This is a genomic window from Bizionia sp., assembly GCF_048259285.1.
GTDB classification, from domain to species: domain Bacteria; phylum Bacteroidota; class Bacteroidia; order Flavobacteriales; family Flavobacteriaceae; genus Algorimicrobium; species Algorimicrobium hallyeonense.
On sequence record NZ_JBLXHU010000013.1, the window covers coordinates 13,063 to 39,428 of the forward strand.

Here is a 26,366-nt window from a genome sequence, read left to right on the forward strand (position 1 = left end):
CTCTTTAAATTTAAAGTTCTTTGGAAGTATGCTAAACAGAAGACATATTCGTATAAAAGTTATGCAAACCATCTATGCCTATAAAGGTGGAGAAGGTGGCGATTTTAAAGCCGATCAGACATTTTTATTACGCAGTATTGAAAACATGTATAACCTGTATTTATTGCAGTTATCCTTATTAATAAAGTTGCAAGAACGATCGGAAGCTTACGTGATGAAAACGCAGCAAAAACAATTAGCAACTTCAGCCGATAAAGATCCCAACAAAAAGTTTAGTAATAACGAATTGTTATTGGCCTTAAAAAATAATATCCGTTTGGCCGATGCTTTTGAAGATCATAAGGTTACCAATTGGGAGTTGGATAGCGAGTATGTAGATGTTATTTTTAAAAACATGCTAGCATCGGATTTGTATGCAGAATACATGCAAACACGAACCTCCTCTTTTGCGGAAGACAAAAATTTTATTGTAGCGTTGTTTAAGGAAATCATTGCGCCCAATGATAAGCTTTATGATTATTTGGAAGATCAAAGTTTAACATGGACAGACGATTTGCCTGTTGTAAATACCGCGCTTTTAAAATTATTGCGTAAAGTAAAACCAAGTTCTCCAGATACATTCTTTTTACCAGACTTGTTTAAAGACGAAGATGATAGAGCCTATGCTTTAGAGTTGTTTAAGAAAACCATTTTAAAACAGAATGGTTTAAATGACACGATAGCACAAAAAACTCAAAATTGGGATGCAGATCGTATTGCTAATATAGATACGGTTTTACTGCAAATGGCAATATGTGAGTTAACCAATTTTCCATCAATTCCCGTGAAAGTAACCATTAATGAATATTTGGAAATTGCTAAAGAATATTCAACACCAAAAAGTAGTGTGTTTATTAATGGTATCTTAGATAAGTTGGTAAAAGAATACGCAGAATCTGATACCTTAAATAAAATAGGACGTGGGTTGATGTAGTAAGAAATAATTCTTACATTTACAGCCCGAACAAAAAATTATTATTATTATGAAAAAAGTACTTTTAGGATTAAGCGCATTTTGCTTAATCGCGTTTACATCTTGTAAGGATGATGCGACAAAAAAAATTGATGACACCAATGTAGCCGAAGCAGCTGATAGAGATGCTCAAGCTTCTAATTTCCCGGTTTTATCTTTTGACAAAACAGAACATGATTTTGGTGAAATTGAAGCAAAATCTAAAGTGGAAACTGTTTTCAAATATGAAAATACTGGTAATGCCCCATTAGTAATTACAGATATTAAGAGTTCATGTGGTTGTACAGTACCAAAAGATTGGAGTAGAGAGCCATTAGCACCAGGTGAAAGCGGCGAATTTACCGTTATTTTTGATGGTACAGGCGCAAATAAAGTTACTAAAACGGTAACTATAACGGCTAACACAGAAATGGGTAAAGAAACAGTTAAAGTTTCGGCATTTGTTAAGCCAGACCCTAATGCACCTGCTAGAGCAACGGCACCAGCGGTAACGAACCAAGGTCAAATGCCAGCAGGAGCTGTTCCAAACCAACAAGCTGCACCTAGAAAGTACAGTACACAACCAGGTCATGAAGGCCATAACCACGATTAATTAATCAGATGGGAGAAAGTTTAAGTACGTTTTTACCGTTTATTTTGATGTTTGTTGTCGTGTATTTCTTCATGATAGCACCGCAAATGAAACGTGCAAAACAAGAAAAAAAATTCGCAGCCGAATTAAAAAAAGGTGATCGCGTTATTACCAAAAGTGGTATGCATGGTAAAGTTGTTGACTTTAATGATAAAGACGCCAGCTGTATTATTGAAACGCTTGCTGGTAAAATAAAATTTGATCGCTCGGCAATTTCTATGGAAATGAGTAAAAAACTCAATGAACCAGAGAAAGTGAAATAAATATTACAAGTTTAAAAAAAAGAAAGCCACTCAACGAGTGGCTTTTTTTTGCCTTAGTTTTAAATTATAATTCCGATATTAGTTCAAATAACTTTATATGGTACGAAAAACGCTACTTAATCTCTTGTTTTTGTTTTCAGTGCAAGCTGTTTCTTCTCAAGTTCTTATTACCTTACTTCTAGGTGACAAATTAAACTCACCTAATATTGAGTTTGGTTTAGAAGGCGGTTATAATTTTTCAGATATATCGGGTTTAGATAGTTCCAATCGGTTAGGAACTTTTAATCTGGGATTTTATTTCAATTTTAAAATGCAAGAGCAGCTTTACCTTTACACTGGTGTATTGGTAAAATCTAATTTAGGTACTGCGGATTTAAGTTTGGCAGATTTAGAAGCGTCTGGCGTTAATTTTATAAGCCATGATGGAACATATACCCAAAGAATTAATTACTTTATTGTTCCGGCTTATGCCAAATATGTTTTTAATAACAATATTTATGTTGAAGCTGGGCCACAATTTGGTTTACGCTATAAAGCATATGTAGAATATGTTAATGAAGCCGTTGGTATAGATACACGGATCCGTCAAGATAATAAAGATGCTATTAACCCTATTGAAGCCGGCGCAGGGATGGGCATTGGTTACCGATTTAAAAAAATTGGCGGGTTATCCGTAGGATTGAGCTATTTTCAAGGCTTGGTAAACGTATATAAAGAGAACTCAAAAACTAAAAATAATTCTATATTTTTAAAATTGAATCTTCCTATAGGTGCTAAAAAAAGTGCTAAAAAAATTGAAGAAGAGCCTGTAATAAAAACAGATTCCTTATCAGATTAATTATGAATTTTAAGACACTAATAATCTCTAGTTTATTTGCTTTTGTTTGTTTTAATTTTGTACAAGCCCAACAGCCTAGCACAAAAGTTAGGGAGAAGTTTGAAACATATCGAGACAGTTTAAAGCAAGTTACGTATAATTATACCTTTCCTGTTTTTGGACAAGGCGCCTATAATAAAGGTTTTGATATTCCTTATCCGGTAGGAGTTATGGGTAATTTCATGTTTATGGAACAAGGCATTACGGTGGACAACTTACAGCTTGGTTTAGATACACGACTTATTAATATAGGCCTCACGCCTGTTAATTTTATTCAGTTTGGTAATAATGTGAATACTAGTTACACTGTTAATGTAAGACCCGATGTTTGGGTATTCCCGTTTTTAAATGTTTATGGAATTTTTGGCTATGGACATTCACGAACGGAAATTAACTTAGTATATCCCATTACCTTGCAATCTATAGTAGAGCAAAACGTTTCTAGTGTTGGGGTAGGCCTTATGTTCGCAGGCGCCGTTGGCCCTGTTTTTTTCTCGGTAGATGCTAATTTCACTTGGAACAAGCCGGAACTTTTAGATGAAGCCGTACCTGTGCGGGTTACGGGCATTAGGTTTGGTCATAGTCATGTTTTTAAAAATAGACCAGATAGAAATATAGCCATTTGGGTTGGTGGATTTTTTATGGAAACAGGTAGTAATACGTCTGGACAGTTAAAATTAAAAGATGCCTTACCAAGTGCAGATGGTGTTAAACGCGATGAAATAGTCAATAATTATTATCAGTGGTATAATAATGAAGCTAGTATTCCACAAAAGGTTATTGCCGATCAAATACTTACGCCTATAGTAGAGCGTTTAGCGGATGCAGATGGGGAAGCCGTTATTAAATATGGCCTCGATAAACAGGTACAACAAAAATGGAATGGTATAATTGGAGCCCAATATCAGGCCAATAAAAGCTGGATGTTTCGAACCGAATTAGGTGTACTTGGTAATAGAAAATCGGTTTTATTATCCTTAAATTATCGTTTTTTATTGTAGGGTTTAGCAATCTTTGTATTTATCATAAAGGCCTTTACCTTCAAGAACTAATGGTTTCACCTTTTCTAGACGTGTTTGCTTGGTGGCATCGCGTTTGGCGGATTCAATATAATCGGAATATTCCCGTTGGCGGCCTGGCGTTAGTGCCATAAAAGCGGATTTTAATGTCGGGTTATCTTTTAAATATTGCTCTAATTCTTTTGGAATCTGAACAGTCTTTCCCTTTCGGCTCGCTGTAATTTCTTTTCCTTCTTTTTGGTTTTTTATCGCTTCTTTTACATAGCTCAAAACAGCATCTTTATTAATGTCATGAACAGATTCAAAGCGCATTTGCCTTAATCCTTTTGTTTTTTCTTGAGCCTGTTCTAAAAGATGGTGTTCATCCTTTAAAAATACACCATTAAAAAACCAAATACCAAAATGGTTTTTAAAAGCCCCTAATCCTAAAACATTTTTTCCTTGCCAGGTATAGACTGGTGCATGCCATTTTAAGGTTTCTTTTAAATCCGTTTTTAATATTATTTTTCTTAAAAGATTAAGTGCTTCTTTATATTTTTCATGACTTTCAATATAGTCTTCAACTGAATTGGCTTTTTTCATAGATATACGTAATTACTGCCTTAAAAATACGTGTTTTTTAACAATTATTTATCCTAATTTTTATTGAATTGAATGTCAGATTACTACTATTTTTTATTTTAATTCAGTCTAAATAAGCTTTGAGTTTTTATTAAAGGGTATTATATTTGTCGCTTATTTAAAATAAATCTAAATAACTAACCCATGAACAAAATATTATATGTGATTTTTTTGATAGCATTTCAGGTTGCATTTTCGCAATCAAAAATATCAGGAACTATAGTTTCTGCCTCTAATGAACCCGTGGCTTATGCGCACGTTTTTATACAAGAGACGAAGCAAGGAACTACCACCAACGAAAATGGATTTTTTAATCTAGAACCTGTGGCACCTGGCTCATTTACCATTCAGGTTTCCTTTGTAGGATTTAAATCAGCTTACAAGAGCATAGAACTTCAACCTAATGAAACCGTGGAATTAACAATCACTTTGCAGAGTGATACCGATTTGGATGAAGTAGAAGTTTTTGGAAGTCGTTTTAAGCATCCTGATAAAATTGAAGCCTTAACCAGATTGCCTTTGGAACCTTATGAGCAAATTCAAAGTATCTCCATTATTTCAGATAAATTAATAGAACAGCAAGGGAATTTAAGCATTTCTGATGCTACGAAAAACGTACCTGGTGTTTATACATTTGCAACTTATGGTAATAAACGTGAGAGTATGAGCTCCCGTGGGTTTAGGGGAATTCCCATATTAAAAAACGGAGTTCGTGTTAATTCTGATTTTCGCGGCGTTGGTGTGTTAACAGATATGCAAGGCATTGATAATATCCAGGTATTAAAAGGAACGGCATCCATTACACAAGGGGTTGCTACAGATTTAGGAAGCCCTGGAGGCGTTATAAATATGGTAACTAAAACTCCCAGATATTACCATGGTGGAGATGTGTCTTTACGTGTGGGTAGTTATGGACAAGTACGGACAACATTTGATGTTTATGGCCCCATAAATACACAGAAAAATTTAGCTTTTAGAATTAACGGTGCTTTAGAAAGAGCAGATAGTTATCGTTCTTTAGTTTCTTCGGAGCGCTTTTATATCAACCCGTCGTTAGAATGGCGCATTAATGATAAAACCAAAGTTACGGTTGAAATGGATTATTTTGATGATAGCCGGACACCTGATTTAGGTACGGTTAATTTGGGTGAAAATGATGTAAATGCCATTTACGATTTACCCCATAATCAGTTTTTAGGATTTGAAAATGATCGTTCTATTACACAAAACTCCACTTATTCTATTCGTTTAGATCATAAATTAAGTGATAAGTTAGAATTAAAAGGTGCTTTCTTCACATCGGGATTGGATTTGAATGATAAAGGTGCCGGCCTCGGAAACGTTGTGTCCGTTGCCAATGAACCGCAGTATCATATTCGTGAGCGTAGTTATAGTACATCAACCCGTTCAGATAACAACAGTGTGCTGCAATTTGATTTAATTGGAGACGAATTAGAAACAGGAAAAATTAAGCATACCTTTCAAGTTGGGTTTGACTATAGAACCTCAAAATATGCCACATCATCACAATCCGCTGGTGTTGTAGATACCATTAATGTATATCAAAATAACACCCATACTTTGCCTGGTTTAACTTTAGGCGCAACCGGATATAATGGCGGTGAAACACGAGCTTTAGGTTTAGTGGCGCAGGATGTTATTTCTTGGAATACCTGGTTAAAAACTTTTTTAGGCGCACGTATTAGTAGTACAGAAACAGTTGGAGATGTGGAAAACACGCGAAGCACAGCCTTTAATCCGTTGTTTGGTGTTATTGTTAGTCCTTTAAAAAATGTGAATGTCTTTACTTCGTATACCAATAGTTCTTATCCAAGAACAGCTGCTAGGTTGGGTGAAAATGGCGAAGAATTGGGTAATGAGCGCTATGATCAGTTGGAAGCTGGTATTAAAACAAATTGGTTAAATAGTCGCTTACGTTTCAATCTAACGTATTTCAAAATAAACAATAAGGATATTAACCTTCCCGTTTATGATGCTTCTTGGTCTACTATTTTATATTATGAAAAGGGAGGAAATGATCAACGACAAGGAATTGAAGTGGAATTAACGGGACGTATATTAGAGAATTTTGAAGTTATAGCCGGTTACTCTTATATTGATGCAGAATATAAAGAACACACCTCCTTTGTTTATGGCTCTTCACCATTAAACACCCCAAATCACACATTTAATTTATATGGTAATTATACGTTTAAAGGCCAATTGGAAGGTCTGTCATTTGGAGCGGGCGCATATTATACAGGCGAACGTCCTGTTAACGATTGGTCTTCTGGTGCTGTTACGCATGAAGGTATTGTACCAAACCAAAAACCGTTTGATGTGGATGCCTACACCTTGGTAAATATGCAAGCCGCCTATACGTTTAATAAACATTGGCAAGCGCGATTCCTTTTAAATAACGTCTTTAACGAAATAGGGTATAATACCTACAGAACCCGTTATATTAATCAAACGGATCCACGAAGTTTTGCCGTTATATTAAATTATAGATTCTAAAATACACATATTATGACTATAAAAAAGCCGATGATTCTATAATCATCGGCTTTAATTTTTTACTTGTTCGTGTTTTGTGAACGCTTAAAGTATTCGGGTTTCTTTCTGAATGGTACCTTATTTTTTAACGTAAATATTAGTCTGCTAGGTGTTAAATAATAAGTTCATTTAAAAAGGGCAATCTATTTATGTTTAGATGCCGTTAATTCTGCAATTTTACAAATTACTTCTGTTGCTTTTATCATACTTTCTACAGGCACATATTCATAACGCCCATGGAAATTATGGCCACCTGCAAAAATATTAGGGCATGGTAATCCCATATAACTTAATTGCGAACCATCTGTACCACCACGAATAGCTTTAATAAGTGGTTTAATTCCTAGTTGTATCATGGCTTCTTCAGCAATATCCACAATATGCATAACAGGCTCTACTTTTTCTTTCATATTGAAATATTGGTCTTTAATTTCAATGGTAATAACCTCCCGGCCGTATTGCGAATTAATTTCGATGGCTAACTTCTCCATCACTTCCTTTCGGGCCTCAAAATGCTCCTTGTCATGATCCCGAATAATATATTCTAATGTGGTTTGATCCACTTCGCCCGTCATGGTGTGTAAATGAAAAAAACCTTCGTAACCTTCCGTATGTTCTGGTGTTTCTAATCGCGGTAACGAATTAATATATTCCGTAGTAATATACATGGAGTTTACCATTTTACCTTTAGCATAACCCGGATGTACTATTTTACCCTGAATGGTTACCACAGCCCCAGCAGCATTAAAGTTTTCGTATTCTAATTCGCCAACTTGACTACCGTCCATAGTATACGCATAATCGGCACCAAATTTTTGCACATCAAATTTATGCGCACCACGACCAATTTCTTCATCGGGTGTAAAGCCTACGCGAATTTTCCCATGCTTAATTTCAGGATTTTTAATGAGGTATTCCATAGCCGAAACGATTTCGGTAATCCCAGCTTTATCATCAGCACCTAAAAGTGTTGTGCCATCCGTAGTAATAAGAGTTTGCCCTTTATATAACAATAAGTCCTCAAAATAATCAGGTGAAAGAACAATGTCTTTTTCTGCATTTAAAACAATATCCTTGCCGTCATAATTCTCATGAATTTGGGGTTTTACGTTGGCACCAGTAAAATCTGGCGATGTATCAAAATGCGATATAAACCCAATAGTTGGCACCTCATGATTTACATTACTTGGAAGCGTTGCCATAATGTAAGCGTTCTCGTCTATGGTAACGTCTTGCATCCCAATGGCTTTTAGCTCTTCAACTAAAGCATTTGCCAAATCCCATTGCTTGGCAGTACTTGGTGTGGTATCTGAATTTGGATCGGATTCGGTATCAACTGTTACGTAGCCTACAAAACGTTTTATAATATTTTCCTTTGATATCATTTGAAATGAATTTGAATGTTTTACAAATATGGCTGCAAATTTACGATTATTGAAATTTTTATCATTTGAATTGCGCAATTTTTTATTTAGAATTACTTTTGTGCAAACATTGAAACATGTACAAAGTACTCCTCCGACCTTTATTTTTTCTTTTCGACCCCGAAAAAATTCATCATTTCACATTTTCCTTAATTAAAACAACCTCTAAAATACCTGGAATGTCCGCTATTTTTAGACGTCTTTATGTTATTGAAGATGCCAAATTAGAACGCCAAGTTTTTGGGCTTACTTTTAAAAACCCTGTGGGATTAGCAGCTGGGTTTGATAAAAATGCCGTTTTGTATAATGAATTGGCGAATTTTGGTTTTGGTTTTATTGAAATAGGAACCGTTACACCAAAAGGGCAGGAGGGAAACCCAAAAAAACGGCTATTTCGTTTAAAGGCGGATAAAGGCATTATTAACCGGATGGGTTTTAATAACGAAGGTCTTGAAGCAGCTATTGCACAATTAAAAACCAATAAAGGAAGGGTGATAATTGGTGGAAATATTGGGAAAAATACCCAAACCAAACCCGAAGATTACACCAAAGATTACCTTAGCTGTTTTAATGCGTTACATCCTTACGTAGATTATTTTGTACTAAACGTAAGCTGTCCTAATGTTGGGAGTCATGCCAAATTGAATGATAAAGACTATTTGTTGGAATTGATAAGTACTGTTCAAAAAGCAAATACAAGTTTTAATAAGCAAAAACCTATTTTACTTAAAATAGCGCCAGATTTAAATACCACGCAATTAGATGAAATTATTGAGCTAATTGCTGAAACGAATTTGGATGGGGTTATAGCGAGTAATACGTCTGTGGATAGAAGTGGTTTAAACGCATCACCGGAATTATTAACAGAAATTGGAAATGGTGGATTAAGCGGTCAGCCCATTAAAGACAAATCTACTAAGGTTATAAAATATCTTGCCGAAAAGAGTCGTAAAGCATTTCCCATTATTGGTGTTGGCGGTATTCATTCAGCTCAAGACGCTTTAGAGAAAATAGACGCTGGTGCTGATTTGGTTCAAGTCTATACAGGCTTTATTTATGAAGGACCTAAATTGATAAAATCCATTAACAAAGCATTATTAAACAAAAAAACACGCGTATAGCGTGTTTTTTTTGTTTTAAACTGAACTTACATTTTTATAAACTTCTTAATGACTTTGTTACCATTTAGGTTTAGGGATAAAAAGTAGGTGCCAGGTGTTAATGTAGAGACATCAATCATATCCTTCAGGGTTCCAGATGTTACTATCTGCCCTAACATATTTGTAATATTATATGTGACCTCATAGCTATTATTAGGTAATTTTACGTTCAAGGTGTGATCCTGAACCGGATTTGGAAAGATACGAACAGAATCTGTGTTAAATGTTTCTCTACTCAAGGTGTTTTGAATAAGGATATTATCTATGGCAATATCGCTACTCCAGCTAGAACCTCTAATAGCTCTAAACCTGAAACGTACCGTTTGTCCAGCATAGCTGGCTAAATCTACAGATCTATTTAAGTAGGGGTCAGCATTTGTGGATTGTTGTTGACCAATAAGTGGCGGCGTAATATCATTTATAAATCCAGAACCTGTGTCAATATCTACATGAAGTTCGCCCATTTGCGGACCAAACATGTGGTAATCAAATTCCAAGACAGCATTACCTATATTCATATCAACACAAGGTGTAATATACTCGGCTACTTCACCTGCTACAGCATTGGATCCTTCTACAAAAATATAATTGCCAGAACCCGAAGCATCGGTTAGGGGACCACTACCCGTTGAAGGCGTTGTACCTGAATTTAAAACCCAAGTAAAACTAGCGGTTGTATTGGATTTAACCGTCCAGCCACCTTCTGTGATGTCCGTGGTTGAATCGAAATTACGACTTATGGGAAGGGTTTCTGTTGCACCAACTTTTATATATTCAACATAACTTTTAGAAATTGTGTTTTGCGCGTTGGAAACCGTTAATTTAACATCATACAAACCTGGGGTAGTATAGGTATGGGTTGGGTTTTGGCTTGTATAATCTGTAATGTCATCACCATCAACATCCCAAGCCCAACTTGTTGCTCCATTTGAAGTTTCAGAAAATGCAACGGTCAATGCGCTTTGGCAGCTTTGGGTTACATCTGCCGTAAAATCAACGTCAATACTAGCGCAATTAAAATTATTTCGTGTTAAGGTATATGTGGCATACATTCGGGCGTATTGTTGAGGTGTAAATTCTGTGCGGCATTCTTTTCTCGAGTAGGACATAACATTGGATGTCTGTGGTACATAAGAATCGCCATTGGCATCAAGATCAGTTCCGGTATATGTACATGAGGAATTAACGTTGGAATAAGACAGCGTTGGATCTGCGGGTGTATCACAAATATAATCACCTTCTGTAGAACAATTTGATCCGTCTACAAGCTCATTAGGTGTTCCACCATGGGTATGTCGTAAACTAAAAAAATGACCCATTTCATGGGCTAAAGTACTACCATTATTGGCACAGGAGTTCACCATTAAAATCGTGTCATCGCCCCCTGGGTAATAGGCATATCCACAAATAGAAGTTCCGCTACTCACTCTGGTAACAGCGTCTGTGAAATATATATTGATTAAACCGGGAACGTTATTAGCGGAAGTTAAAACGGCTTCTTGGTCATCCTGAAAATCATAATAGGCATCGCTATCGATGTAGTTTATACCATCGCATACAAAAAACTCTAAATTGGCATTGGCATAAAAACCGTTCATGATTGCCAAGGCATCATCTAATTCTGTTGTTGATAAACCACCAGATCCGGCAGAGGTTCTAATAATATGCACCTTAACAGGGACAGATGTTATAGGGTTGGAAGCGCGAAATTGCGCATTGTTTAAAAAGTTTTCTTCAATCTCTAATATCTGCTGTCTATTGTTTTCAAAGAATTGTAAAGATTCTGCAGTCTCCATAGTTCCACAGTTTTGTTCTTGTGAAAATGCTGAAATTTGAAATAAAACCACAACAAGTAAAAATAAGGTTGATTTTGTTTGTGTAAAAGTAGGCATAAGCTAAATGTTTCTTAGCCCGCAATATAAAAAAAAATAACAGGTAAAATGATTTTATAATGACGCCCCGTTTCTTTTAACTATTTTTGATTTCTAAATTTTTAACACTGAACCACGATATTCTCATATCTTTTATGCTTGCAACGGCAGCTTTGGCTATTTCGCCAGGGCCGGACAATATTTATGTGTTAATGCAAAGTATAACGCATGGCAAAAAGTTTGGTTTAGCAACTGTTTCTGGGTTAATTTCTGGTTGTATTATTCACACCACCCTTTTAGCCTTTGGTGTTTCGGCCGTGATAAAGAATAACGATACCATTTTTTTTATAATTAAATTATTTGGTGCAGCTTATCTGCTTTATCTCGCCTTTCAAGTTTTTAAAAGTTCTGGTGATTTGAGCATTTCTGAAACACAGGTTCCTAAAAAGTCTGTGGGTCAATTATTTAAACAGGGTTTTATAATGAATGTATTAAACCCTAAGGTGAGTATTTTCTTTTTAGCATTTTTTCCAGGTTTTCTTTTTAGTGATTCGCTGTCAACGGTATGGCAATTCTATATTTTAGGATTTTTGTTTATGGCCGTGTCCTTAATTATTTTTTCTGGAATAGCTATTTTGGCAGGCTCTATTTCGGTTTATATCAAAGGGCATAAGCATATTGGACTGTATTTAAAATGGCTTCAAATTGTGGTGTTTATAGGTATTGCTATTTTAATTTTGTGGTAGTTTTCATGAAAACATTTTTGTAGATACAATTCTTTAGTATCTTTGAAACCCATGAGTAAACTAGTTAAAATTATTGAATGCCCAAGAGATGCCATGCAAGGCATTAAGGCTTTTATTCCTACAGAACAGAAGGTACAATATATTCAATCGCTTTTGCGTGTTGGATTTGACACCATTGATTTTGGCAGTTTTGTTTCGCCTAAAGCCATTCCTCAAATGGTAGATACTTCCGAGGTTTTAGCGCAATTGGATTTAAGTAAAACGACGAGTAAACTACTGGCTATTATTGCCAATACACGTGGTGCTGAAGATGCCTCTAAACATGCACCCATTCAATATTTAGGGTATCCATTTTCAATCTCTGAAAACTTTCAGATGCGAAACACCCATAAAACCATTGCCGAATCTGTAGTAACCTTACATGAAATTTTAGAAATAGCTGATGCATCCAATAAGGAAGTCGTGGTTTATATTTCCATGGGATTTGGTAATCCATATGGTGATCCGTGGAATGTAGATATTGTGGGTGAGTGGACTGAAAAATTGAGTAATATGGGTGTCAAAATTTTATCGTTAAGTGATACTGTGGGAACGTCTGACCCTGAAAACATTGACTATTTATTTTCTAATTTGATACCTAAATATCCACAAATAGAATTTGGTGCTCATTTGCATACCACACCTAATAGTTGGTTTGAAAAAGTAGATGCCGCCTACAAAGCGGGTTGTATGCGGTTTGATGGTGCTATTCAAGGTTTTGGTGGCTGCCCTATGGCTAAAGACGATTTAACAGGGAATATGCCCACCGAAAAATTACTGTCTTATTTTACCACTCAGAAAAAATCAGATTTAAATGCTTTGTGTTTTGAAAGCGCTTATAATGAAGCCACTAAAATATTTAGCACCTACCATTAATTTTTTTTAAAAAATACGTTTCACGTTTTCAGCGACTTACAAGCAAATCGCTATTTTAATTTAAAATAAATCTAAATAAACTTGTCGTAAGTAAAATTGCATATTACTTTTGCACACGAAAATTTAACTATTTATATTAAATCTAAATAAACGATGAAAAAATTACTACTAGGAATAGCCATCTTTACAAGTGCTATTACATTTTCACAAACCGTTCCAGACTCTTTAAACATTAGTCCAAAAGATCAACAAAACTCTGCACAACGCATTTTGTCAGGAAATGTGAGTTCTGGGGTTACGGTGGGAGGTTATGGCGAAGTGACTTACAATCAGCCTGATGGTGACAACGGGGAATTAGATGTTCAGCGTTTGGTGTTATTATTTGGGTATAAATTTAGTGATAAAGTTCAGTTTGTTACAGAAGTAGAACTGGAACATGTTGAGGAGGTTTTTGTGGAGCAAGCTTTTTTGCAATACAGCATAGCGGATAATGTAAATTTAAGAGGTGGTTTAATGTTAGTGCCAATGGGTATAGTTAATGAATACCATGAGCCAACCACTTTTAACGGGGTAGAAAGACCAAGCATGGATAAAAGCATTGTGCCCACTACATGGCGTGAAATTGGTGTGGGTGTTTCAGGGCGTTTTAATGATATTTCTTTAGGATATCAGGCTTATATATTCAATGGATTTAAATCTGTAAATTCTGATGGCGACGGTGTTATTACTTCCGGAAAATTAGGTGGAAGCAATGGTATTCGTGGTGGCCGTCAAAAAGGAATTCAATCAACCGTTAATTCGCCTAATTTTTCTGCTAAATTAGATTATTACGGATTGCCAGGATTGCGTTTAGGACTATCTGGATATTTTGGAAAAACACAGGCACCTGATGATGTAGATATGCTAGATGGCGCAACCGTTGGTATGAGTATGGTAGGTTTTGATGCCCGATACGCCAAAAAGCGTTTTGCAGCTCGCGGTCAGTTTATTTACGCGAACCTAACCGATACGGAAGCTTATAATGTGGCAACTGGTAGTGATTTAGGAAGTGCCTTACAAGGTTGGTATTTAGAAGCAGCTTTTAACTTATTACCTCAAACTAAAAAGCAACAACTTTACGCTTTTACACGCTATGAAGATTATGATACACAGGCCTCTGTAAGTGGTGATTTGGTTAGAAATGATGCTTATAATAGAGATGAATGGACTTTTGGTTTAAGTTATAAGTTAACACCAGGCGCTGTTGTGAAAGCCGACTATCAAATAAAAAATAACGCTTCAGAATTTGAAACACCCAATCAGCTAAATGTTGGAATTGGTGTTTGGTTTTAAGCAGTTAGTTTATTGATTTAGTTTTTATTTGTCTTTTAGCTAAAGTAGGTTGGCAAACCACTTTAGCTATTAGGCATTATAGTCATAAAATGCGCTTAGTATTTTTAGTATCTTTGCCCTATGAATTTAAAAATTGCGAGTATTATCATTTTATTAGGTTTGTCTGTTGGTCTATCCAAAAGCATTCAGAAAAAAGTTGATGCCGAAATAGAAAACACATTTGACATTGAAACTTTTTCCTTTAAGGAAAAAGTAATTTCACCTAGCGTAGCGAAAACATTACCAGCTACTTTTGAAACGGATAATTTTTTTGAAATAAAAACTGAAAATAAATTACTAGGCTACGCCTATGTTAATAAGGCGCCAAGTAAAACCGATGATTTTGATTATTTGGTATTATTGGATACGGATTTGGTAATTGTTAAAACAAAAGTACTGGCGTATCGTGAAGATTATGGAGGCGAAATAGGCAGTAAACGTTGGCTTAAACAGTTTATTGGGAAAACGCAAAATGATGAACTAAAATATCAGCAGAATATTGTGGCTATTTCAGGTGCTACTATTTCTGTTAGATCTATGACCAATGCGGTGAATAATCTTCTCAAATCGCTTAAAATACTTCGTTCTAAAAACATACTATAACATGCAACTTAACGGCCTTATCTATTCCTTTCCAAAAGAAATTAAACTGCTAATTGGGGCCTTTGTAATTGTGTTAAGTGTTGGTTTCTACACCGGGTTATTATTTGTTTCAGAGACCTCCTCGACGAATCCTAATGGTATTGAAGAACAATATTTAGGTAATGAAAATGATGAGTCTGCTACTGTTATGAAGTTTAAAAAAAGCGAAAAGGAAATGCTCACATTGGTTCATAACCATATACTGTCCATGTCGTTAATTTTCCTTTTAGTCGGTTTAATTTTGAGTACCACAGAACTTAATACGAAACTTAAGACTTTATTACTTGTTGAACCGTTTATTTCCGTGCTCTTAACCTTTGGAGGTTTGTATTTCTTGTGGTTAGAAATTTTTTGGATGAAATACATCGTCATGCTTTCTGGGTTTTTAATGACCTTAACGTACACAATTTCCATTTTAATTATTTTAAAGCAACTCTTTGTTTCTAAAAAACGGGTTCTTTAATTTTTTCTTGTATTTTGCTTTATATTTTTAAATCGTTTTAATGATTAAATATTGCTTTATACTCATAAGTCTGTTGCCTTTAACAAGCACTGCTTCAGAATGGCCATGCCTAAAAGTTTATCAACAAGAAACGGGCCAATCTGTGTTATCTGAAAAGGATTGGTTAACATCAGACAGGCGGAAAAACACCCACGTCTGGCAACAAGCCAATACATTTAATTTAGAAAATCAATTAGCTTCAGAGTACAGCACCATAAAGCAACGACGTGATTTTTACCAATGGTATTATACGACAATATCTGACAAAGGACATGAGGTTGTATGGCCAAAAATGGCACATTATATTTCAACCAAATTACGTTTAACCAAAGCATTTCCATTCACTATTTTTACTAATAAATCCATTAAATCATATGCCAATCAAGGAAGTGAAACGGTTTTTAGGCAAGTATTTTCAAGTTTAAAAACGCTTTATCATTCGGAAGCCATTTTAAAATCGGAAGCCGCTTTAGCTTGGGATGAAACTATATTATATAAAGAGCAGTGGGATTGGATCCAACCTATTTATAATGATATTGATGAAAACACGTTAAAAACCATTGAAAAAATGGCAAAAGGTAACGGATTTTATAGTTTGATGGTACCGAAAGCCATTCGATTTGAAGGCGATATTTCTAATCAGAATTCACGGTATCAGTATGCTTTAAACCAATTGCGTATGTATTGTAAAAAACGCTATGAATAATTTATAAGAAACTTAAAACAATTTTCTTTATATAAATTGTATATTTGCACGCAATTATAACTGTAATTGCATCATGATAGCACACACCAACAAAATTTTAGGAGAAGGATTAACGTATGACGACGTTTTATTAGTACCAGCATTCTCTGAAGTTTTACCTCGCGAAGTCAGCATTAAGTCCAAATTTTCAAGAAATATTACGTTAAATGTACCTATTGTATCCGCTGCTATGGATACGGTAACCGAGAGTAAAATGGCTATTGCCATGGCGCAAGAAGGTGGTATTGGCGTACTTCATAAAAACATGACTATTGAGGCGCAAGCATTTAAAGTACGGAAAGTAAAACGTGCCGAAAGTGGCATGATAATCGATCCGGTTACCTTGCCTTTAACGGCCATAGTTGGTGATGCCAAACAAAATATGGCGGAATATAGTATTGGCGGAATTCCTATAGTTGATGACCATGGTGTTTTAAAAGGTATAGTTACCAACCGGGATTTGCGGTTTGAAAAAAACAACGACCGTCCCATAATAGAAGTTATGACTTCTGAAAATTTGGTTACAGCCGGAAAAGGTACTTCTTTACAAGATGCTGAAGGTATTCTCCAAGAAAATAAAATTGAAAAACTTCCAGTAGTTGATGCTAACAATAAATTGATTGGGTTAATTACGTTCCGTGATATTACGAAACTGACACAAAAACCAAACGCCAATAAGGATTCTTTTGGTCGTTTACGTGTAGCCGCAGCTATTGGTGTTACGGGTGATGCCTTAGCACGTGCCGAAGCATTAGTGGCAGCTGGTGTTGATGCTATTATTATTGATACGGCTCATGGACACACTAAAGGTGTGGTAACTATTTTAAAGCAGGTAAAGGCCAAGTTTCCACAATTAGATGTGGTTGTTGGAAATATTGCGACACCGGAAGCGGCTAAATATTTGGTAGAAGCCGGAGCAGATGCGGTTAAAGTTGGTATTGGACCTGGATCTATTTGTACCACACGTGTGGTGGCAGGCGTTGGATTTCCGCAATTTTCAGCAGTTTTAGAGGTGGCAGCAGCTATAAAAGGTACGGGTGTCCCAGTAATTGCAGATGGCGGAATTCGTTATACGGGAGATATTCCAAAAGCTTTAGCAGCAGGAGCGGATTCTGTTATGTTAGGATCGCTTTTAGCAGGAACTAAAGAGTCGCCAGGCGAAACTATAATTTATGAAGGTCGAAAATTTAAGTCCTACCGTGGTATGGGTTCTGTAGAGGCCATGAAACAAGGAAGTAAAGATCGATATTTCCAAGATATAGAAGACGATATTAAGAAATTAGTACCTGAAGGTATAGTAGGGCGTGTACCCTATAAAGGGGAATTGCATGAGAGTATTCATCAATTTGTTGGTGGGTTACGAGCCGGAATGGGATACTGTGGCGCCAAAGATGTGGAGACGTTAAAAGAGACGGGACGATTTGTGAAAATAACAGCTTCTGGAATCAATGAAAGTCATCCTCATGATGTTACTATTACAAAAGAATCGCCTAATTACTCGCGATAATTAATCGTTTTCAGAATCCTTTTTATACGCCTTGGAATTTGCCTTTATCAAGAGAAACGGCACACCCAATAAAGTGGCTATAATAATGCCATAAGCACCTATTTGTTCATTGTCCAACCATTTGGAAAGTGCATAGCCTATAAGTATAATGCCAGCCATGCTATACATGACTATGGCAAACAAGCGTGCTATTTTTTCAATATTATAAGTTGCTTTTTCGTCATCAGACATGGTGTTGAAGCCTGCAATTAAATCGTAGAATTTAAAGTTGTAGACTAATATGGCACAAATAATAAATATAGCAGCTGTTAAAATCATAATGTTTCGGTATAAAGTTGACCACGATGAGGTTTTAACGCATCGCGAATGGGTTTCATGATATTTTCGGGAACCACCATAAACGCAATGGCATGCATATCATTCTCGGCATGAAAACCTGTGATTTCTAAATCTAATTTTTGACTTTGAATGTATTCTTTTAAATGAATTTCATGATGTTCTGCAATTTTTAAGGCATCTGGCCCTCTAAAATCCCAAATTAATTTTAAATCTCTCATGGTGCAATTTTAGATTAAATATCGTTTAAATAGAACAAATTTCATATTAAAATTTCACTTTTTGTATTATTTTCAATAGCTTAGTGAATAGATTTTTACCTAAAATAGCGCATTATGAAACCCAAGGTAACGACCGATTTTAAAACGGGACAAGCCCAAATTTTTAAGAACCCTTTTTTAGAACGTTTAACGAAAACGGATCCTGTATCCAATATTGTAATTTATGGAATAGTAATTATTGGCTTAAGCTATTTAGCTATTCAAATTATTGGTTTACGTGTTTTTCAGTTTGTTGGTCTATTTGTTTTGGGAGTTTTATTCTGGACATTTGCCGAATATGTTTTACATCGGTATGTATTTCATTGGGTAACCGAAGCCAAATGGTCCCAACGGTTTCATTTTGTTATGCATGGTGCTCATCACCATTATCCAAAAGATGAAGAACGTTTACTTATGCCACCTGTTCCCGGAATTATTTTAGCATCCTTATTATTTGGTTTCTTTTTTACAATATTCTGGTTGTTAGGTATAACCAATTTAGTTTTTGGTTTTTTTCCTGGCTTTTTTGTGGGATACTTATTATACTCTTTTGTGCATCGTGCTACCCATGTTATGCGTCCGCCTAAACGGTTTAAAAACCTATGGCATCACCATAGCTTGCACCACTATCAATACCCGAATAAGGCATTTGGTGTTTCTAATACTTTTTGGGATCGCGTTTTTGGCACGATGCCACCAAAAGCTCGCCGAATTAATAAAAATTAAGATTTCAAATTCTTCATTCGTTGCAGAAGTGTTGGATGCGAATAATGCATAAACACATACGCCTTGTGTGGTGTTAAATTGCTCAAACTATTTTTTGATAGTTTTTTAAGCGAGGTTATCAACGGATCTGCAGCGTAGGTGTTTTTAGCATAATTATCCGCTTGGTATTCAAATTTTCTAGAGAACCAATTCATAATTAATCCGGTAATTTCGGAAATAGGACTATACAATAAACCAAAGGCTATTAACCCAACATGAAAGCTCGGTATTTCCACACCTAAGGCATTTGATAAAAGTGGATTTGAAATAAAAATTGAAAGAATATACAAGGTTAATCCAGTTAGCAATATGGACATTACCAAGTTGAAGATAATATGTTTCATTTTATAATGTCCAACTTCATGCGCCAGAACAGCTACAATTTCTTCATCCTCTAAGTCGGTAATCAAGGTATCATAAAGTGTTACGCGTTTCTCACTTCCAAAACCTGAAAAATACGCATTGGCTTTGGTACTTCGTTTTGAGCCATCGATCACGAAAATTTTATCCAAAGTAAAACCGACGGTTTCTGCGTAAGCTGCAATTTTGTTCCGAAGTTCACCTGTTTCTAAAGGTGTTTGCTTATTGAATAGCGGCACTATTAAGCGGGCGTAAAACATGTTCATAAAAACGGTAAAGCCCGTAACTAGTCCCCAAGCATATAGCCAAAAGTATGTGCCCGATGCTTGATAAAACCAAATAATTAGTGCTAAAATGCCACCACCTAAAACAGCCATCATTCCCCAACCTTTAATCTTGTCTAATAAAAAAGTGCCTTTAGTGGTTTTGTTGAATCCGAATTTTTCTTCAATCACAAAGGTTTGATAATAGGCGAAGGGTGTGGTTAAAATATCGCTCCCAATCATAATAATTCCAAAGAATATTAACGCGATGATGATTGGATTTTCAGAATAGCTTCTCGCTACATTATCAATAAATTCAAAGCCATCAAAAAATAGAAACGCTAATGTAAGTACTAGTGAAAATGTGGATGTTATAATGCCGAATTTGTAATTGGTTTTTTTGTAGGCCTGGGATTTTTCATAATCTTCGGCATTGTAAACATCATCTAATTCTTCTGGAATAGGATCGTTATACTGTTTGGCATTTAAAGCATCGAGGATTTTATCGACAATAAAATCTACTATAATGATGGCTATGATGATGTAGAATAGGGTGGTTGCGGTCATAAAAATTAATGATGAATAATGCGTAATTAATTATTCTTTTGAGGATTGAATGTTCTTAAATAATATTTTTAAAATACTTGAAAGTTCATTTTCAAGAGCGTTAAATTCTTCAGCAGTAATATCTTTGGAATCCTTTAAAAGTCTTAATCAATAATGTGTTTCTCTAGCTTCCTTATATGAAATGGACATTTTAGCTCTAAAATCTCGTTTAGAAATGCCTCCAATGGCTTCTTCAGCATTAGCGCCAATGGATGTGCCTGATTTTAAAATTTGTCTCGATAGCACATACTCCTTATTTTCGACTAACTTTTTACTTAAAAACACTATAGATAGCGCAAAGTTGTAAGACTTGATTGCTATGATATTATCTTTCATATGGTAATTATTAATCGCTAATTGTTAATTACTCATTAGCCTCTGGCGAACCGCTTCAAAAATAAGAATTCCTGCGGCAACAGAAACGTTCATAGAATCTATTTCACCTTGCATGGGTATAATAATGTTTTGAGTAGCTGCATGCAACCATTCCGGACTTAACCCTGTTGCTTCCGTGCCGACAACTAAAGCGGTTGCTTTGGTAAAATCTTGTGTATGATAATTTTCCGAGGCTTGTAAAGCGGCGCAGTAAATAGGAATCTGTTTTTCTTTTAAAAATGCAATAATTTCTGAAGTGGAACCCATAGCAATTTGGTTGGTAAACACACAACCAACGCTAGAGCGTATAATATTTGGATTGTACAAATCCGTTTTTGGGTTGGCAATTATTACTAAATCTACATTGGCGGCATCAGCAGTTCGTAAAATGGCACCAATATTACCTGGTTTTTCGGGAGCTTCAGCAACGAGGATTAAGGGGGTTTTGGAATTTAATATAACCGATTCTAAAGCATGTACTTTATGTTTGGCAACGGCCAGAACGCCTTCGGTTGTATCACGATGCGCTAGTTTTTGATAGACATCTTTGGACACCTCAAGACGATTAACAGAATCCTTCACTAACTGATCCAGATCGGTTTCAGAAAATAATTCTGGATAAAATAAAATAGTGTCTAAATGATAGCCACCTTTCAGTGCCAAACCAATCTCCCGAGCACCTTCAATCAAAAACAATCCAGACTTTTTTCGAGCTCTAGACTTATCTTTTAAAAGCACCAATTCCTTTATGAATGGATTTTGTGTACTTGAAATAACCTTGGTAATCATCAAATTATCTATATTTAACTGCACAAAGTTAAATTATTATGAAGCAAAAACTACTTTTTCTATTAATTACTGTACTATTTACGGTCAACAATTATTCACAATCTACCCTTATCACACAGAATACTGATTGTAGTACCGGTTGTTCAGACTTAACAATTAATTTTCCAGACATTCAAGAAACAAGTAATTATGATGTTGCTAGTATTCCGTTTAATCCACCAGCTAATTTTGTTGGACTGAATAATGTATTAGAATTAGATGACAGATGGAGCGATGTCATTAATTTGCCATTTGATTTTAGTTTTTTCGGTTCTACATATTCTGAATTGTTGATTAGTGAAAATGGTGCTGTAACTTTTGAGGTTGAAAACGCAAATAATTTTCATCTTTGGAATTTCACGGATACATTACCGAATAATACGGCTAATGCTTTTTCACAAGCTAATATTTTTGGAGCTATGCACGATATGAATATTTCTAATGAGGAAGGAAGTGAGATTAATTGGGAAATCATTGGAGAAGCACCTTTTAGATCAATAGTAATAAGTTATAATAATAGGCCTCATTTTCAATGTGATGATCTAAAAACCACGCAAATGATGGTGTTGTATGAAACCACCAATGTTATAGAAGTCTATTTACAAGATAAACCAAGTTGTTCTGTCTGGAATAATGGTAATGCCGTAATAGGTATTCAAAATCCAGCAGGAACTGTTGCTGTTGTGCCGCCTGGTAGAAATACAAGCGCTTGGGAAGCAACCAATGAAGCATGGCGTTTTAATCCGTCAGGAACGGTTGTAGAAAACACCTATCAATGGTCTAACGGTTCTGGACAAATAATTAGTACAAGTCCCATAGTTACTGTTTGTCCAACTGCGGATGAAACCTATACCGTAGAAACGTCTTATTTCAATTTCAGCTTTTTTGGTTATGAAACGTATTCTGAAGATATTATAGTTTACACTAGCTTAATTGGTGAAGCACCAGTAAATCTTCAAATGTGTAGTGATGTGACGAATGAAATGTTTGATTTAACCCAACAAACAGCTATTATATCGGGTGGCTCAACTTGCAGTGTTGTTACGTACCACGAAAGTTTAGTTAATGCCGAAATTGGTAATAATGCTATTTCAAATCCTAGCAGTTATACAAACACATCGAATCCGCAAACCATATTTGTTCGTGTGGAAGATTTGGATTCTGGCAATTTTGAAACCAGTTCCTTTACCATACAAGTTGATTTAATGCCAGCTACGTCTCCCGCAGAAATGGAAGCTTGCAGTACGACTCCTGGTTTTGCAGAGTTTGATTTAGACGTTTTATCAGAATTAATTTCAGCACCAAATTCAGGTTTTGAATTCTCATATTATGCATCTGCTAGGGATGCTCAAAACGATACTAATCCTCTATTAAGCCCTTATGTTAATATCATTCCCAACAATCAAGAAATAATAGCCAAAGTATTAGATCCTAATACAGGGTGTATTGTTTATACCTCTTGCTTTTTAAATGTATCAGAAAGTGCTGATTTAGAGAATGTAACCTTGATGGTTTGTGATGACCAAACCAACGATGGTATTGCCCAATTTAATATAACAGATGCATTGCCTCAAATACTTAATGGGCAGCAGAATGTTGAATTAACTTTTTATGAAACGGAAGTTGATGCCGTTAACTTCAATAACCCAATACTTGTTTCAGAGAGTTTTACGAATACGAGTAACCCTCAAATCATTTATGTGAGAGGAGACAACCTTTTAACTGGCTGTGCTGGTTTTAGCACCATTGAATTACTTGTTGAAGAATCTATCGCGTTAACTGCGCCTTCCCCATTAATTGTTTGCGATTTAGATGGTACAGCAGATGGTTTTGCCATGTTTAACTTAAACGATAAGGATTTAGAAATTTTAGGTGGATTAAATTTCAATGACTATGCCGTTAGCTATTACGAAACACGGGCTGACGCGGAAACAGGGACAAATGTTTTAAATTCGATTAATTATACAAATATTATAGCAGGCGTTCAAACCGTTTTTGTGCGTGTAGATAATCTATCGGATGGCTGTTTTGCAACTACTACATTGGAATTGGTTGTTGATTCTAATTGTGCCGTTGGTTGTCAAGAAACTGTAACTATTTGTTACACTAATAATGATACCACCCAATATGTTTATACGAGTGACAACGGTTCGCCAATAACCTTGTTTTTTACATCAGGCCAGTTGGAGACCTGTTGTGATAATCTATTAGTTTATGACACGGATAACACCCTTATTTATGAAGGAAATAATAACGGTAATTTAGCTGGTCTATTGTTCGCTGCTAGTGGTGATACCATTTCATTTGTAATAGATTCTGATGCCTCTGTTAGTTGTGAGTCTGGTGCATTTACACCTATCGAGTTGTCTGTATATTGTTTGGAGATTGAAAACGCTATTGTAGTCAATGCCTTTCTAGATGAAAATGGCGATTCTATTTTTGATGATTCAGAAGTGAAATTTAATGAAGGACTTTTTAGTTATGAAATGAATAATGATGGTGTTATAAACTATGTCAATTCATCTTATGGTAGTTTTATTATTCCAAACACGCAAGTAGGAGATACCTATGATGTCAGTTTTGAGATTTATGATATTTATAATACTTGTTTATCACAAACAACCACATTAATTGAAAATGTATCACCTATTGAAGGTGAAACCGTAGCGGTTAATTTTCCGCTGACATCTATAGGCACTTGTAGCGATATTGGCGTTAGTTTATTTTCATTTACACCACCAAGACCAGGTCAAATTGCAACTAATTATCTGGTTGTTGAAAATTTAGGAACTATTCCTGTTTCAGGTTCTGTTGAATTTACGCATGATGCTTTGGTTACATTGAATACCGTTTTAGGTTTAAATCCAGGAAATACGATTACGAATACAAGTACTGGTTTTATATTAAATTTCAATAATTTAATGCCTGGTATGGAAGAAGAAGTTCTTGTGCAATTAGATGTGCCAACCAGTTTAAATATTGGCGATTTTATTACCAATTCTGTAGTTTACAGTGAAACGGATTTGGACCTTAGTAATAACAGTTCTACGATAACACAAGCAGTTGTGAATTCGTATGACCCAAATGATAAAACAGAATCCCATGGTCCAGAAATTAAACTAGACGATTTTACAAGTGAAGACTATCTGTATTACACCATTAATTTTCAAAATTTAGGTACTGCTGAAGCACTTGAAATTAGAGTGGAAGATGTATTAGATAATCAATTGGATCCAGCGTCTTTTAAAATGTTAAAGGCGAGTCATGATTATACTGTGACCCGAGTTGACAATGCTTTAACATGGCAGTTTGATGCTATAAACCTTCCAAGCGAAAGTATGGACGAACCCAATAGCCATGGTTATGTGTATTTTAAAATCAAACCTTTGCCAGGTTATTCTGAAGGTGATCTGATTCCAAATACAGCCGATATTTATTTCGATTTTAATCCAGCTATTACCACCAATACGTTTGAAACCGAGTTTGTAGCGAACTTGTCCGTTGGTGAATTTGCATCCGTTAATTATACTATGTATCCAAACCCAGCAAATACGGTGGTTAATTTTGAGTTTAGTAAGGGAAACATGAATACCATTCAGATCCAAGTTTTTGATGTAACCGGAAAATTAGTATCCACATCGAATCCCATATTAGAAGGTAATATGCTTTCTCTTAATGTTGCTAATTTACCTCAAGGACTGTATTTTATTGAATTGAAGAGCAACGGATTTAAGACGATTGAAAAGCTGATTATTCAATAGATAAATACGCCGACTAAAATTATATAAGCTTCAGTAAACCTGAAGCTTTTTTTTGTAATGTCTACTTTTGAAATTCGACAAAGCAGTATAACCACTAAAAGAAACGATTTTATGAAAAACTATTTTTTTGCTGTAACACTTTTATTTGTTTTTTCGGCATGTAAAGAAAATAAGGCGGAGCCAGAAACAATAATCTCTAAAGCGCAAGCAGAAGACACATTAAACGTTCAAGAAGCTAAAAATAAAAACTATCCAGAAAATCTGACTAAAGTATTTGATGCACATGGCGGATTAGACACTTGGAAAGCAATGAAATCTTTGATTTTTACTATGGATAAGCCGGATGGAAAGGAAGTGATAATGACAAATTTAAATTCCAGAGAAGCATTACTAGACAATCCAGAATCAACTATTGGTTTTAATGGAGAGCAGGTTTGGCTTTTAAATAAAACGGAAGAAGCCTACAAAGGATATGATCCAAAATATGGTTACAATTTAATGTTTTATTTTTATGCCATGCCCTTTATTTTGTCTGATGACGGAATTAATTATGCAGACGCAGAGCCTTTGGTTGTTGAAGGCGTAACGTATCCTGGAATTCAAATTACTTACAATGCAGGTGTTGGAGAAACGCCTGAAGACCGCTATGTGTTGTATTACAACCCAACAACTTACCACATGGAATGGTTAGGGTATACGGTTAGTTTTGTTCCAGGTATAGATAAAAAAGAATTACACTTTAGAAGGTATGATAATTGGCAAAAAGTGAATGGCTTATTATTGCCTAAAACAATTGTGGGTTATGGCTACAAAGATGACAAGCCTACGGAAGCTAAACAAAGCACTGAATTTATAGATGTTAAGCTTTCTAAAAATGAAATTGCATCTTCAAAATTTGTCAAACCAGAAAAAGCTGAATTTATTAATTAGATTTAATATGTTAAAATACA

Annotated in this window: 25 protein-coding genes; 17 read left to right on the forward strand and 8 right to left on the reverse strand. The window is 35.3% G+C overall.

The window, feature by feature from the left end:
* Nucleotides 1-28: 28 nt before the first annotated feature.
* The 5 genes from nusB (at nt 29) to ACN0QX_RS08145 (ending at nt 3,784) form a co-directional block, all read left to right on the forward strand.
* The gene (gene nusB / locus ACN0QX_RS08125; protein WP_248395069.1) at nt 29-973 is read left to right on the forward strand and encodes a transcription antitermination factor NusB; all 945 of its coding nucleotides are present in this window, start codon (nt 29-31) and stop codon (nt 971-973) included.
* Nucleotides 974-1,022: 49 nt separating this feature from the next.
* A complete protein-coding gene (locus tag ACN0QX_RS08130) occupies nt 1,023-1,604 on the forward strand; it encodes a DUF1573 domain-containing protein (protein WP_248395068.1) in 582 nt (193 codons plus the stop codon).
* An 8-nt stretch (nt 1,605-1,612) separates the two neighbouring features.
* Nucleotides 1,613-1,906, forward strand: coding sequence for a preprotein translocase subunit YajC (gene yajC / locus ACN0QX_RS08135; protein WP_248395067.1), 294 nt, complete (start codon nt 1,613-1,615; stop codon nt 1,904-1,906).
* A gap of 97 nt (nt 1,907-2,003) precedes the next feature.
* Complete coding sequence (locus ACN0QX_RS08140) at nt 2,004-2,744, forward strand: porin family protein (RefSeq protein WP_417196247.1); 741 nt, start codon at nt 2,004-2,006, stop codon at nt 2,742-2,744.
* 2 nt (nt 2,745-2,746) lie between these two features.
* Nucleotides 2,747-3,784: a hypothetical protein gene (locus tag ACN0QX_RS08145; protein ID WP_417196249.1), complete on the forward strand. Its 1,038-nt coding sequence runs from the start codon at nt 2,747-2,749 to the stop codon at nt 3,782-3,784.
* A gap of 3 nt (nt 3,785-3,787) precedes the next feature.
* On the opposite strand, the gene ACN0QX_RS08150 is transcribed toward ACN0QX_RS08145, so the two are convergent.
* Nucleotides 3,788-4,384, reverse strand: coding sequence for a YdeI/OmpD-associated family protein (locus ACN0QX_RS08150; protein WP_417196251.1), 597 nt, complete (start codon nt 4,382-4,384; stop codon nt 3,788-3,790).
* A gap of 183 nt (nt 4,385-4,567) precedes the next feature.
* On the opposite strand from ACN0QX_RS08150, the gene ACN0QX_RS08155 reads away from it, so the two are divergent.
* Entirely contained in the window at nt 4,568-6,940 is a 2,373-nt protein-coding gene (locus tag ACN0QX_RS08155) for a TonB-dependent siderophore receptor (RefSeq protein ID WP_417196252.1), read from the forward strand.
* Nucleotides 6,941-7,122: 182 nt separating this feature from the next.
* Here the strand turns inward: ACN0QX_RS08155 and pepT are convergent, their stop codons facing one another.
* Nucleotides 7,123-8,364: a peptidase T gene (gene pepT, locus ACN0QX_RS08160; protein ID WP_417196253.1), complete on the reverse strand. Its 1,242-nt coding sequence runs from the start codon at nt 8,362-8,364 to the stop codon at nt 7,123-7,125.
* 116 nt (nt 8,365-8,480) lie between these two features.
* Between pepT and ACN0QX_RS08165 the strand changes: the two genes are divergently transcribed.
* On the forward strand, nt 8,481-9,524 hold the full coding sequence (locus ACN0QX_RS08165) for a quinone-dependent dihydroorotate dehydrogenase (RefSeq protein ID WP_417196254.1): 1,044 nt from the start codon (nt 8,481-8,483) through the stop codon (nt 9,522-9,524).
* Between the two features lie 26 nt (nt 9,525-9,550).
* On the opposite strand, the gene ACN0QX_RS08170 is transcribed toward ACN0QX_RS08165, so the two are convergent.
* Complete coding sequence (locus ACN0QX_RS08170) at nt 9,551-11,455, reverse strand: T9SS type A sorting domain-containing protein (protein ID WP_417196257.1); 1,905 nt, start codon at nt 11,453-11,455, stop codon at nt 9,551-9,553.
* Between the two features lie 134 nt (nt 11,456-11,589).
* Here ACN0QX_RS08170 and ACN0QX_RS08175 point away from each other — a divergent pair, with 134 nt between their 5' ends.
* The 7 genes from ACN0QX_RS08175 to guaB all read left to right on the forward strand — a co-directional run bounded on the left by ACN0QX_RS08175 (nt 11,590) and on the right by guaB (nt 17,862).
* Nucleotides 11,590-12,180, forward strand: coding sequence for a LysE family translocator (locus ACN0QX_RS08175; protein ID WP_248395059.1), 591 nt, complete (start codon nt 11,590-11,592; stop codon nt 12,178-12,180).
* 51 nt (nt 12,181-12,231) lie between these two features.
* Entirely contained in the window at nt 12,232-13,095 is an 864-nt protein-coding gene (locus tag ACN0QX_RS08180; RefSeq protein ID WP_417196259.1) for a hydroxymethylglutaryl-CoA lyase, read from the forward strand.
* A 153-nt stretch (nt 13,096-13,248) separates the two neighbouring features.
* Nucleotides 13,249-14,427 (forward strand): hypothetical protein, encoded by a 1,179-nt coding sequence (locus ACN0QX_RS08185; protein WP_248395057.1) that lies wholly within the window; start codon nt 13,249-13,251, stop codon nt 14,425-14,427.
* A gap of 120 nt (nt 14,428-14,547) precedes the next feature.
* Entirely contained in the window at nt 14,548-15,069 is a 522-nt protein-coding gene (locus tag ACN0QX_RS08190; RefSeq protein WP_248395056.1) for an FMN-binding protein, read from the forward strand.
* 1 nt (nt 15,070) lies between these two features.
* On the forward strand, nt 15,071-15,571 hold the full coding sequence (locus ACN0QX_RS08195) for a hypothetical protein (protein WP_248395055.1): 501 nt from the start codon (nt 15,071-15,073) through the stop codon (nt 15,569-15,571).
* 40 nt (nt 15,572-15,611) lie between these two features.
* Nucleotides 15,612-16,316 carry an Insecticidal toxin complex protein gene (locus ACN0QX_RS08200; protein WP_417196261.1) on the forward strand — a complete coding sequence of 235 codons (705 nt, stop codon included), beginning with the start codon at nt 15,612-15,614 and terminating at the stop codon, nt 16,314-16,316.
* Nucleotides 16,317-16,389: 73 nt separating this feature from the next.
* Nucleotides 16,390-17,862, forward strand: a complete 1,473-nt coding sequence (guaB, locus tag ACN0QX_RS08205; protein ID WP_248395053.1) for an IMP dehydrogenase — start codon at nt 16,390-16,392, stop codon at nt 17,860-17,862.
* On the opposite strand, the gene ACN0QX_RS08210 is transcribed toward guaB, so the two are convergent.
* Both ACN0QX_RS08210 and ACN0QX_RS08215 read right to left on the reverse strand, forming a co-directional pair.
* Nucleotides 17,863-18,180 carry a DUF3784 domain-containing protein gene (locus ACN0QX_RS08210; protein WP_248395052.1) on the reverse strand — a complete coding sequence of 106 codons (318 nt, stop codon included), beginning with the start codon at nt 18,178-18,180 and terminating at the stop codon, nt 17,863-17,865.
* On the reverse strand, nt 18,177-18,419 hold the full coding sequence (locus ACN0QX_RS08215) for a hypothetical protein (protein ID WP_248395051.1): 243 nt from the start codon (nt 18,417-18,419) through the stop codon (nt 18,177-18,179). The genes ACN0QX_RS08210 and ACN0QX_RS08215 overlap by 4 nt, the downstream gene beginning before the upstream one ends.
* Before the next feature lie 114 nt (nt 18,420-18,533).
* Between ACN0QX_RS08215 and ACN0QX_RS08220 the strand changes: the two genes are divergently transcribed.
* Nucleotides 18,534-19,184, forward strand: coding sequence for a sterol desaturase family protein (locus ACN0QX_RS08220; protein ID WP_248395050.1), 651 nt, complete (start codon nt 18,534-18,536; stop codon nt 19,182-19,184).
* On the opposite strand, the gene ACN0QX_RS08225 is transcribed toward ACN0QX_RS08220, so the two are convergent.
* The 3 genes from ACN0QX_RS08225 to ACN0QX_RS08235 form a co-directional block, all read right to left on the reverse strand.
* Entirely contained in the window at nt 19,181-20,413 is a 1,233-nt protein-coding gene (locus ACN0QX_RS08225) for a M48 family metallopeptidase (protein ID WP_417196265.1), read from the reverse strand. The genes ACN0QX_RS08220 and ACN0QX_RS08225 overlap by 4 nt on opposite strands.
* Before the next feature lie 147 nt (nt 20,414-20,560).
* The gene (locus ACN0QX_RS08230; RefSeq protein ID WP_417196268.1) at nt 20,561-20,788 is read right to left on the reverse strand and encodes a four helix bundle protein; all 228 of its coding nucleotides are present in this window, start codon (nt 20,786-20,788) and stop codon (nt 20,561-20,563) included.
* Between the two features lie 24 nt (nt 20,789-20,812).
* Nucleotides 20,813-21,616: a TrmH family RNA methyltransferase gene (locus ACN0QX_RS08235; RefSeq protein WP_417196328.1), complete on the reverse strand. Its 804-nt coding sequence runs from the start codon at nt 21,614-21,616 to the stop codon at nt 20,813-20,815.
* A gap of 38 nt (nt 21,617-21,654) precedes the next feature.
* On the opposite strand from ACN0QX_RS08235, the gene ACN0QX_RS08240 reads away from it, so the two are divergent.
* Together ACN0QX_RS08240 and ACN0QX_RS08245 are read left to right on the forward strand one after the other, a co-directional pair.
* The gene (locus ACN0QX_RS08240; protein WP_417196270.1) at nt 21,655-25,416 is read left to right on the forward strand and encodes a T9SS type A sorting domain-containing protein; all 3,762 of its coding nucleotides are present in this window, start codon (nt 21,655-21,657) and stop codon (nt 25,414-25,416) included.
* A 111-nt stretch (nt 25,417-25,527) separates the two neighbouring features.
* On the forward strand, nt 25,528-26,346 hold the full coding sequence (locus tag ACN0QX_RS08245; protein ID WP_417196272.1) for a DUF6503 family protein: 819 nt from the start codon (nt 25,528-25,530) through the stop codon (nt 26,344-26,346).
* Nucleotides 26,347-26,366: the final 20 nt, after the last annotated feature.

Bases quoted from the DNA above. Each gene is read 5' to 3' on its own strand.
- ACN0QX_RS08225 (WP_417196265.1), bottom strand. From the start codon at position 20,413: ATGACCGCAACCACCCTATTCTACATCATCATAGCCATCATTATAGTA.
- ACN0QX_RS08210 (WP_248395052.1), bottom strand. From the start codon at position 18,180: ATGATTTTAACAGCTGCTATATTTATTATTTGTGCCATATTAGTCTAC.
- ACN0QX_RS08145 (WP_417196249.1), top strand. From the start codon at position 2,747: ATGAATTTTAAGACACTAATAATCTCTAGTTTATTTGCTTTTGTTTGT.
- ACN0QX_RS08245 (WP_417196272.1), top strand. From the start codon at position 25,528: ATGAAAAACTATTTTTTTGCTGTAACACTTTTATTTGTTTTTTCGGCA.
- ACN0QX_RS08185 (WP_248395057.1), top strand. From the start codon at position 13,249: ATGAAAAAATTACTACTAGGAATAGCCATCTTTACAAGTGCTATTACA.
- ACN0QX_RS08130 (WP_248395068.1), top strand. From the start codon at position 1,023: ATGAAAAAAGTACTTTTAGGATTAAGCGCATTTTGCTTAATCGCGTTT.
- ACN0QX_RS08165 (WP_417196254.1), top strand. From the start codon at position 8,481: ATGTACAAAGTACTCCTCCGACCTTTATTTTTTCTTTTCGACCCCGAA.
- yajC (WP_248395067.1), top strand. From the start codon at position 1,613: ATGGGAGAAAGTTTAAGTACGTTTTTACCGTTTATTTTGATGTTTGTT.
- ACN0QX_RS08195 (WP_248395055.1), top strand. From the start codon at position 15,071: ATGCAACTTAACGGCCTTATCTATTCCTTTCCAAAAGAAATTAAACTG.
- ACN0QX_RS08230 (WP_417196268.1), bottom strand. From the start codon at position 20,788: ATGAAAGATAATATCATAGCAATCAAGTCTTACAACTTTGCGCTATCT.
- ACN0QX_RS08175 (WP_248395059.1), top strand. From the start codon at position 11,590: ATGCTTGCAACGGCAGCTTTGGCTATTTCGCCAGGGCCGGACAATATT.
- ACN0QX_RS08140 (WP_417196247.1), top strand. From the start codon at position 2,004: ATGGTACGAAAAACGCTACTTAATCTCTTGTTTTTGTTTTCAGTGCAA.
- ACN0QX_RS08220 (WP_248395050.1), top strand. From the start codon at position 18,534: ATGAAACCCAAGGTAACGACCGATTTTAAAACGGGACAAGCCCAAATT.
- ACN0QX_RS08235 (WP_417196328.1), bottom strand. From the start codon at position 21,616: ATGATTACCAAGGTTATTTCAAGTACACAAAATCCATTCATAAAGGAA.
- ACN0QX_RS08200 (WP_417196261.1), top strand. From the start codon at position 15,612: ATGATTAAATATTGCTTTATACTCATAAGTCTGTTGCCTTTAACAAGC.
- ACN0QX_RS08240 (WP_417196270.1), top strand. From the start codon at position 21,655: ATGAAGCAAAAACTACTTTTTCTATTAATTACTGTACTATTTACGGTC.
- ACN0QX_RS08190 (WP_248395056.1), top strand. From the start codon at position 14,548: ATGAATTTAAAAATTGCGAGTATTATCATTTTATTAGGTTTGTCTGTT.
- ACN0QX_RS08215 (WP_248395051.1), bottom strand. From the start codon at position 18,419: ATGAGAGATTTAAAATTAATTTGGGATTTTAGAGGGCCAGATGCCTTA.
- ACN0QX_RS08155 (WP_417196252.1), top strand. From the start codon at position 4,568: ATGAACAAAATATTATATGTGATTTTTTTGATAGCATTTCAGGTTGCA.
- nusB (WP_248395069.1), top strand. From the start codon at position 29: ATGCTAAACAGAAGACATATTCGTATAAAAGTTATGCAAACCATCTAT.
- guaB (WP_248395053.1), top strand. From the start codon at position 16,390: ATGATAGCACACACCAACAAAATTTTAGGAGAAGGATTAACGTATGAC.
- ACN0QX_RS08170 (WP_417196257.1), bottom strand. From the start codon at position 11,455: ATGCCTACTTTTACACAAACAAAATCAACCTTATTTTTACTTGTTGTG.
- pepT (WP_417196253.1), bottom strand. From the start codon at position 8,364: ATGATATCAAAGGAAAATATTATAAAACGTTTTGTAGGCTACGTAACA.
- ACN0QX_RS08180 (WP_417196259.1), top strand. From the start codon at position 12,232: ATGAGTAAACTAGTTAAAATTATTGAATGCCCAAGAGATGCCATGCAA.
- ACN0QX_RS08150 (WP_417196251.1), bottom strand. From the start codon at position 4,384: ATGAAAAAAGCCAATTCAGTTGAAGACTATATTGAAAGTCATGAAAAA.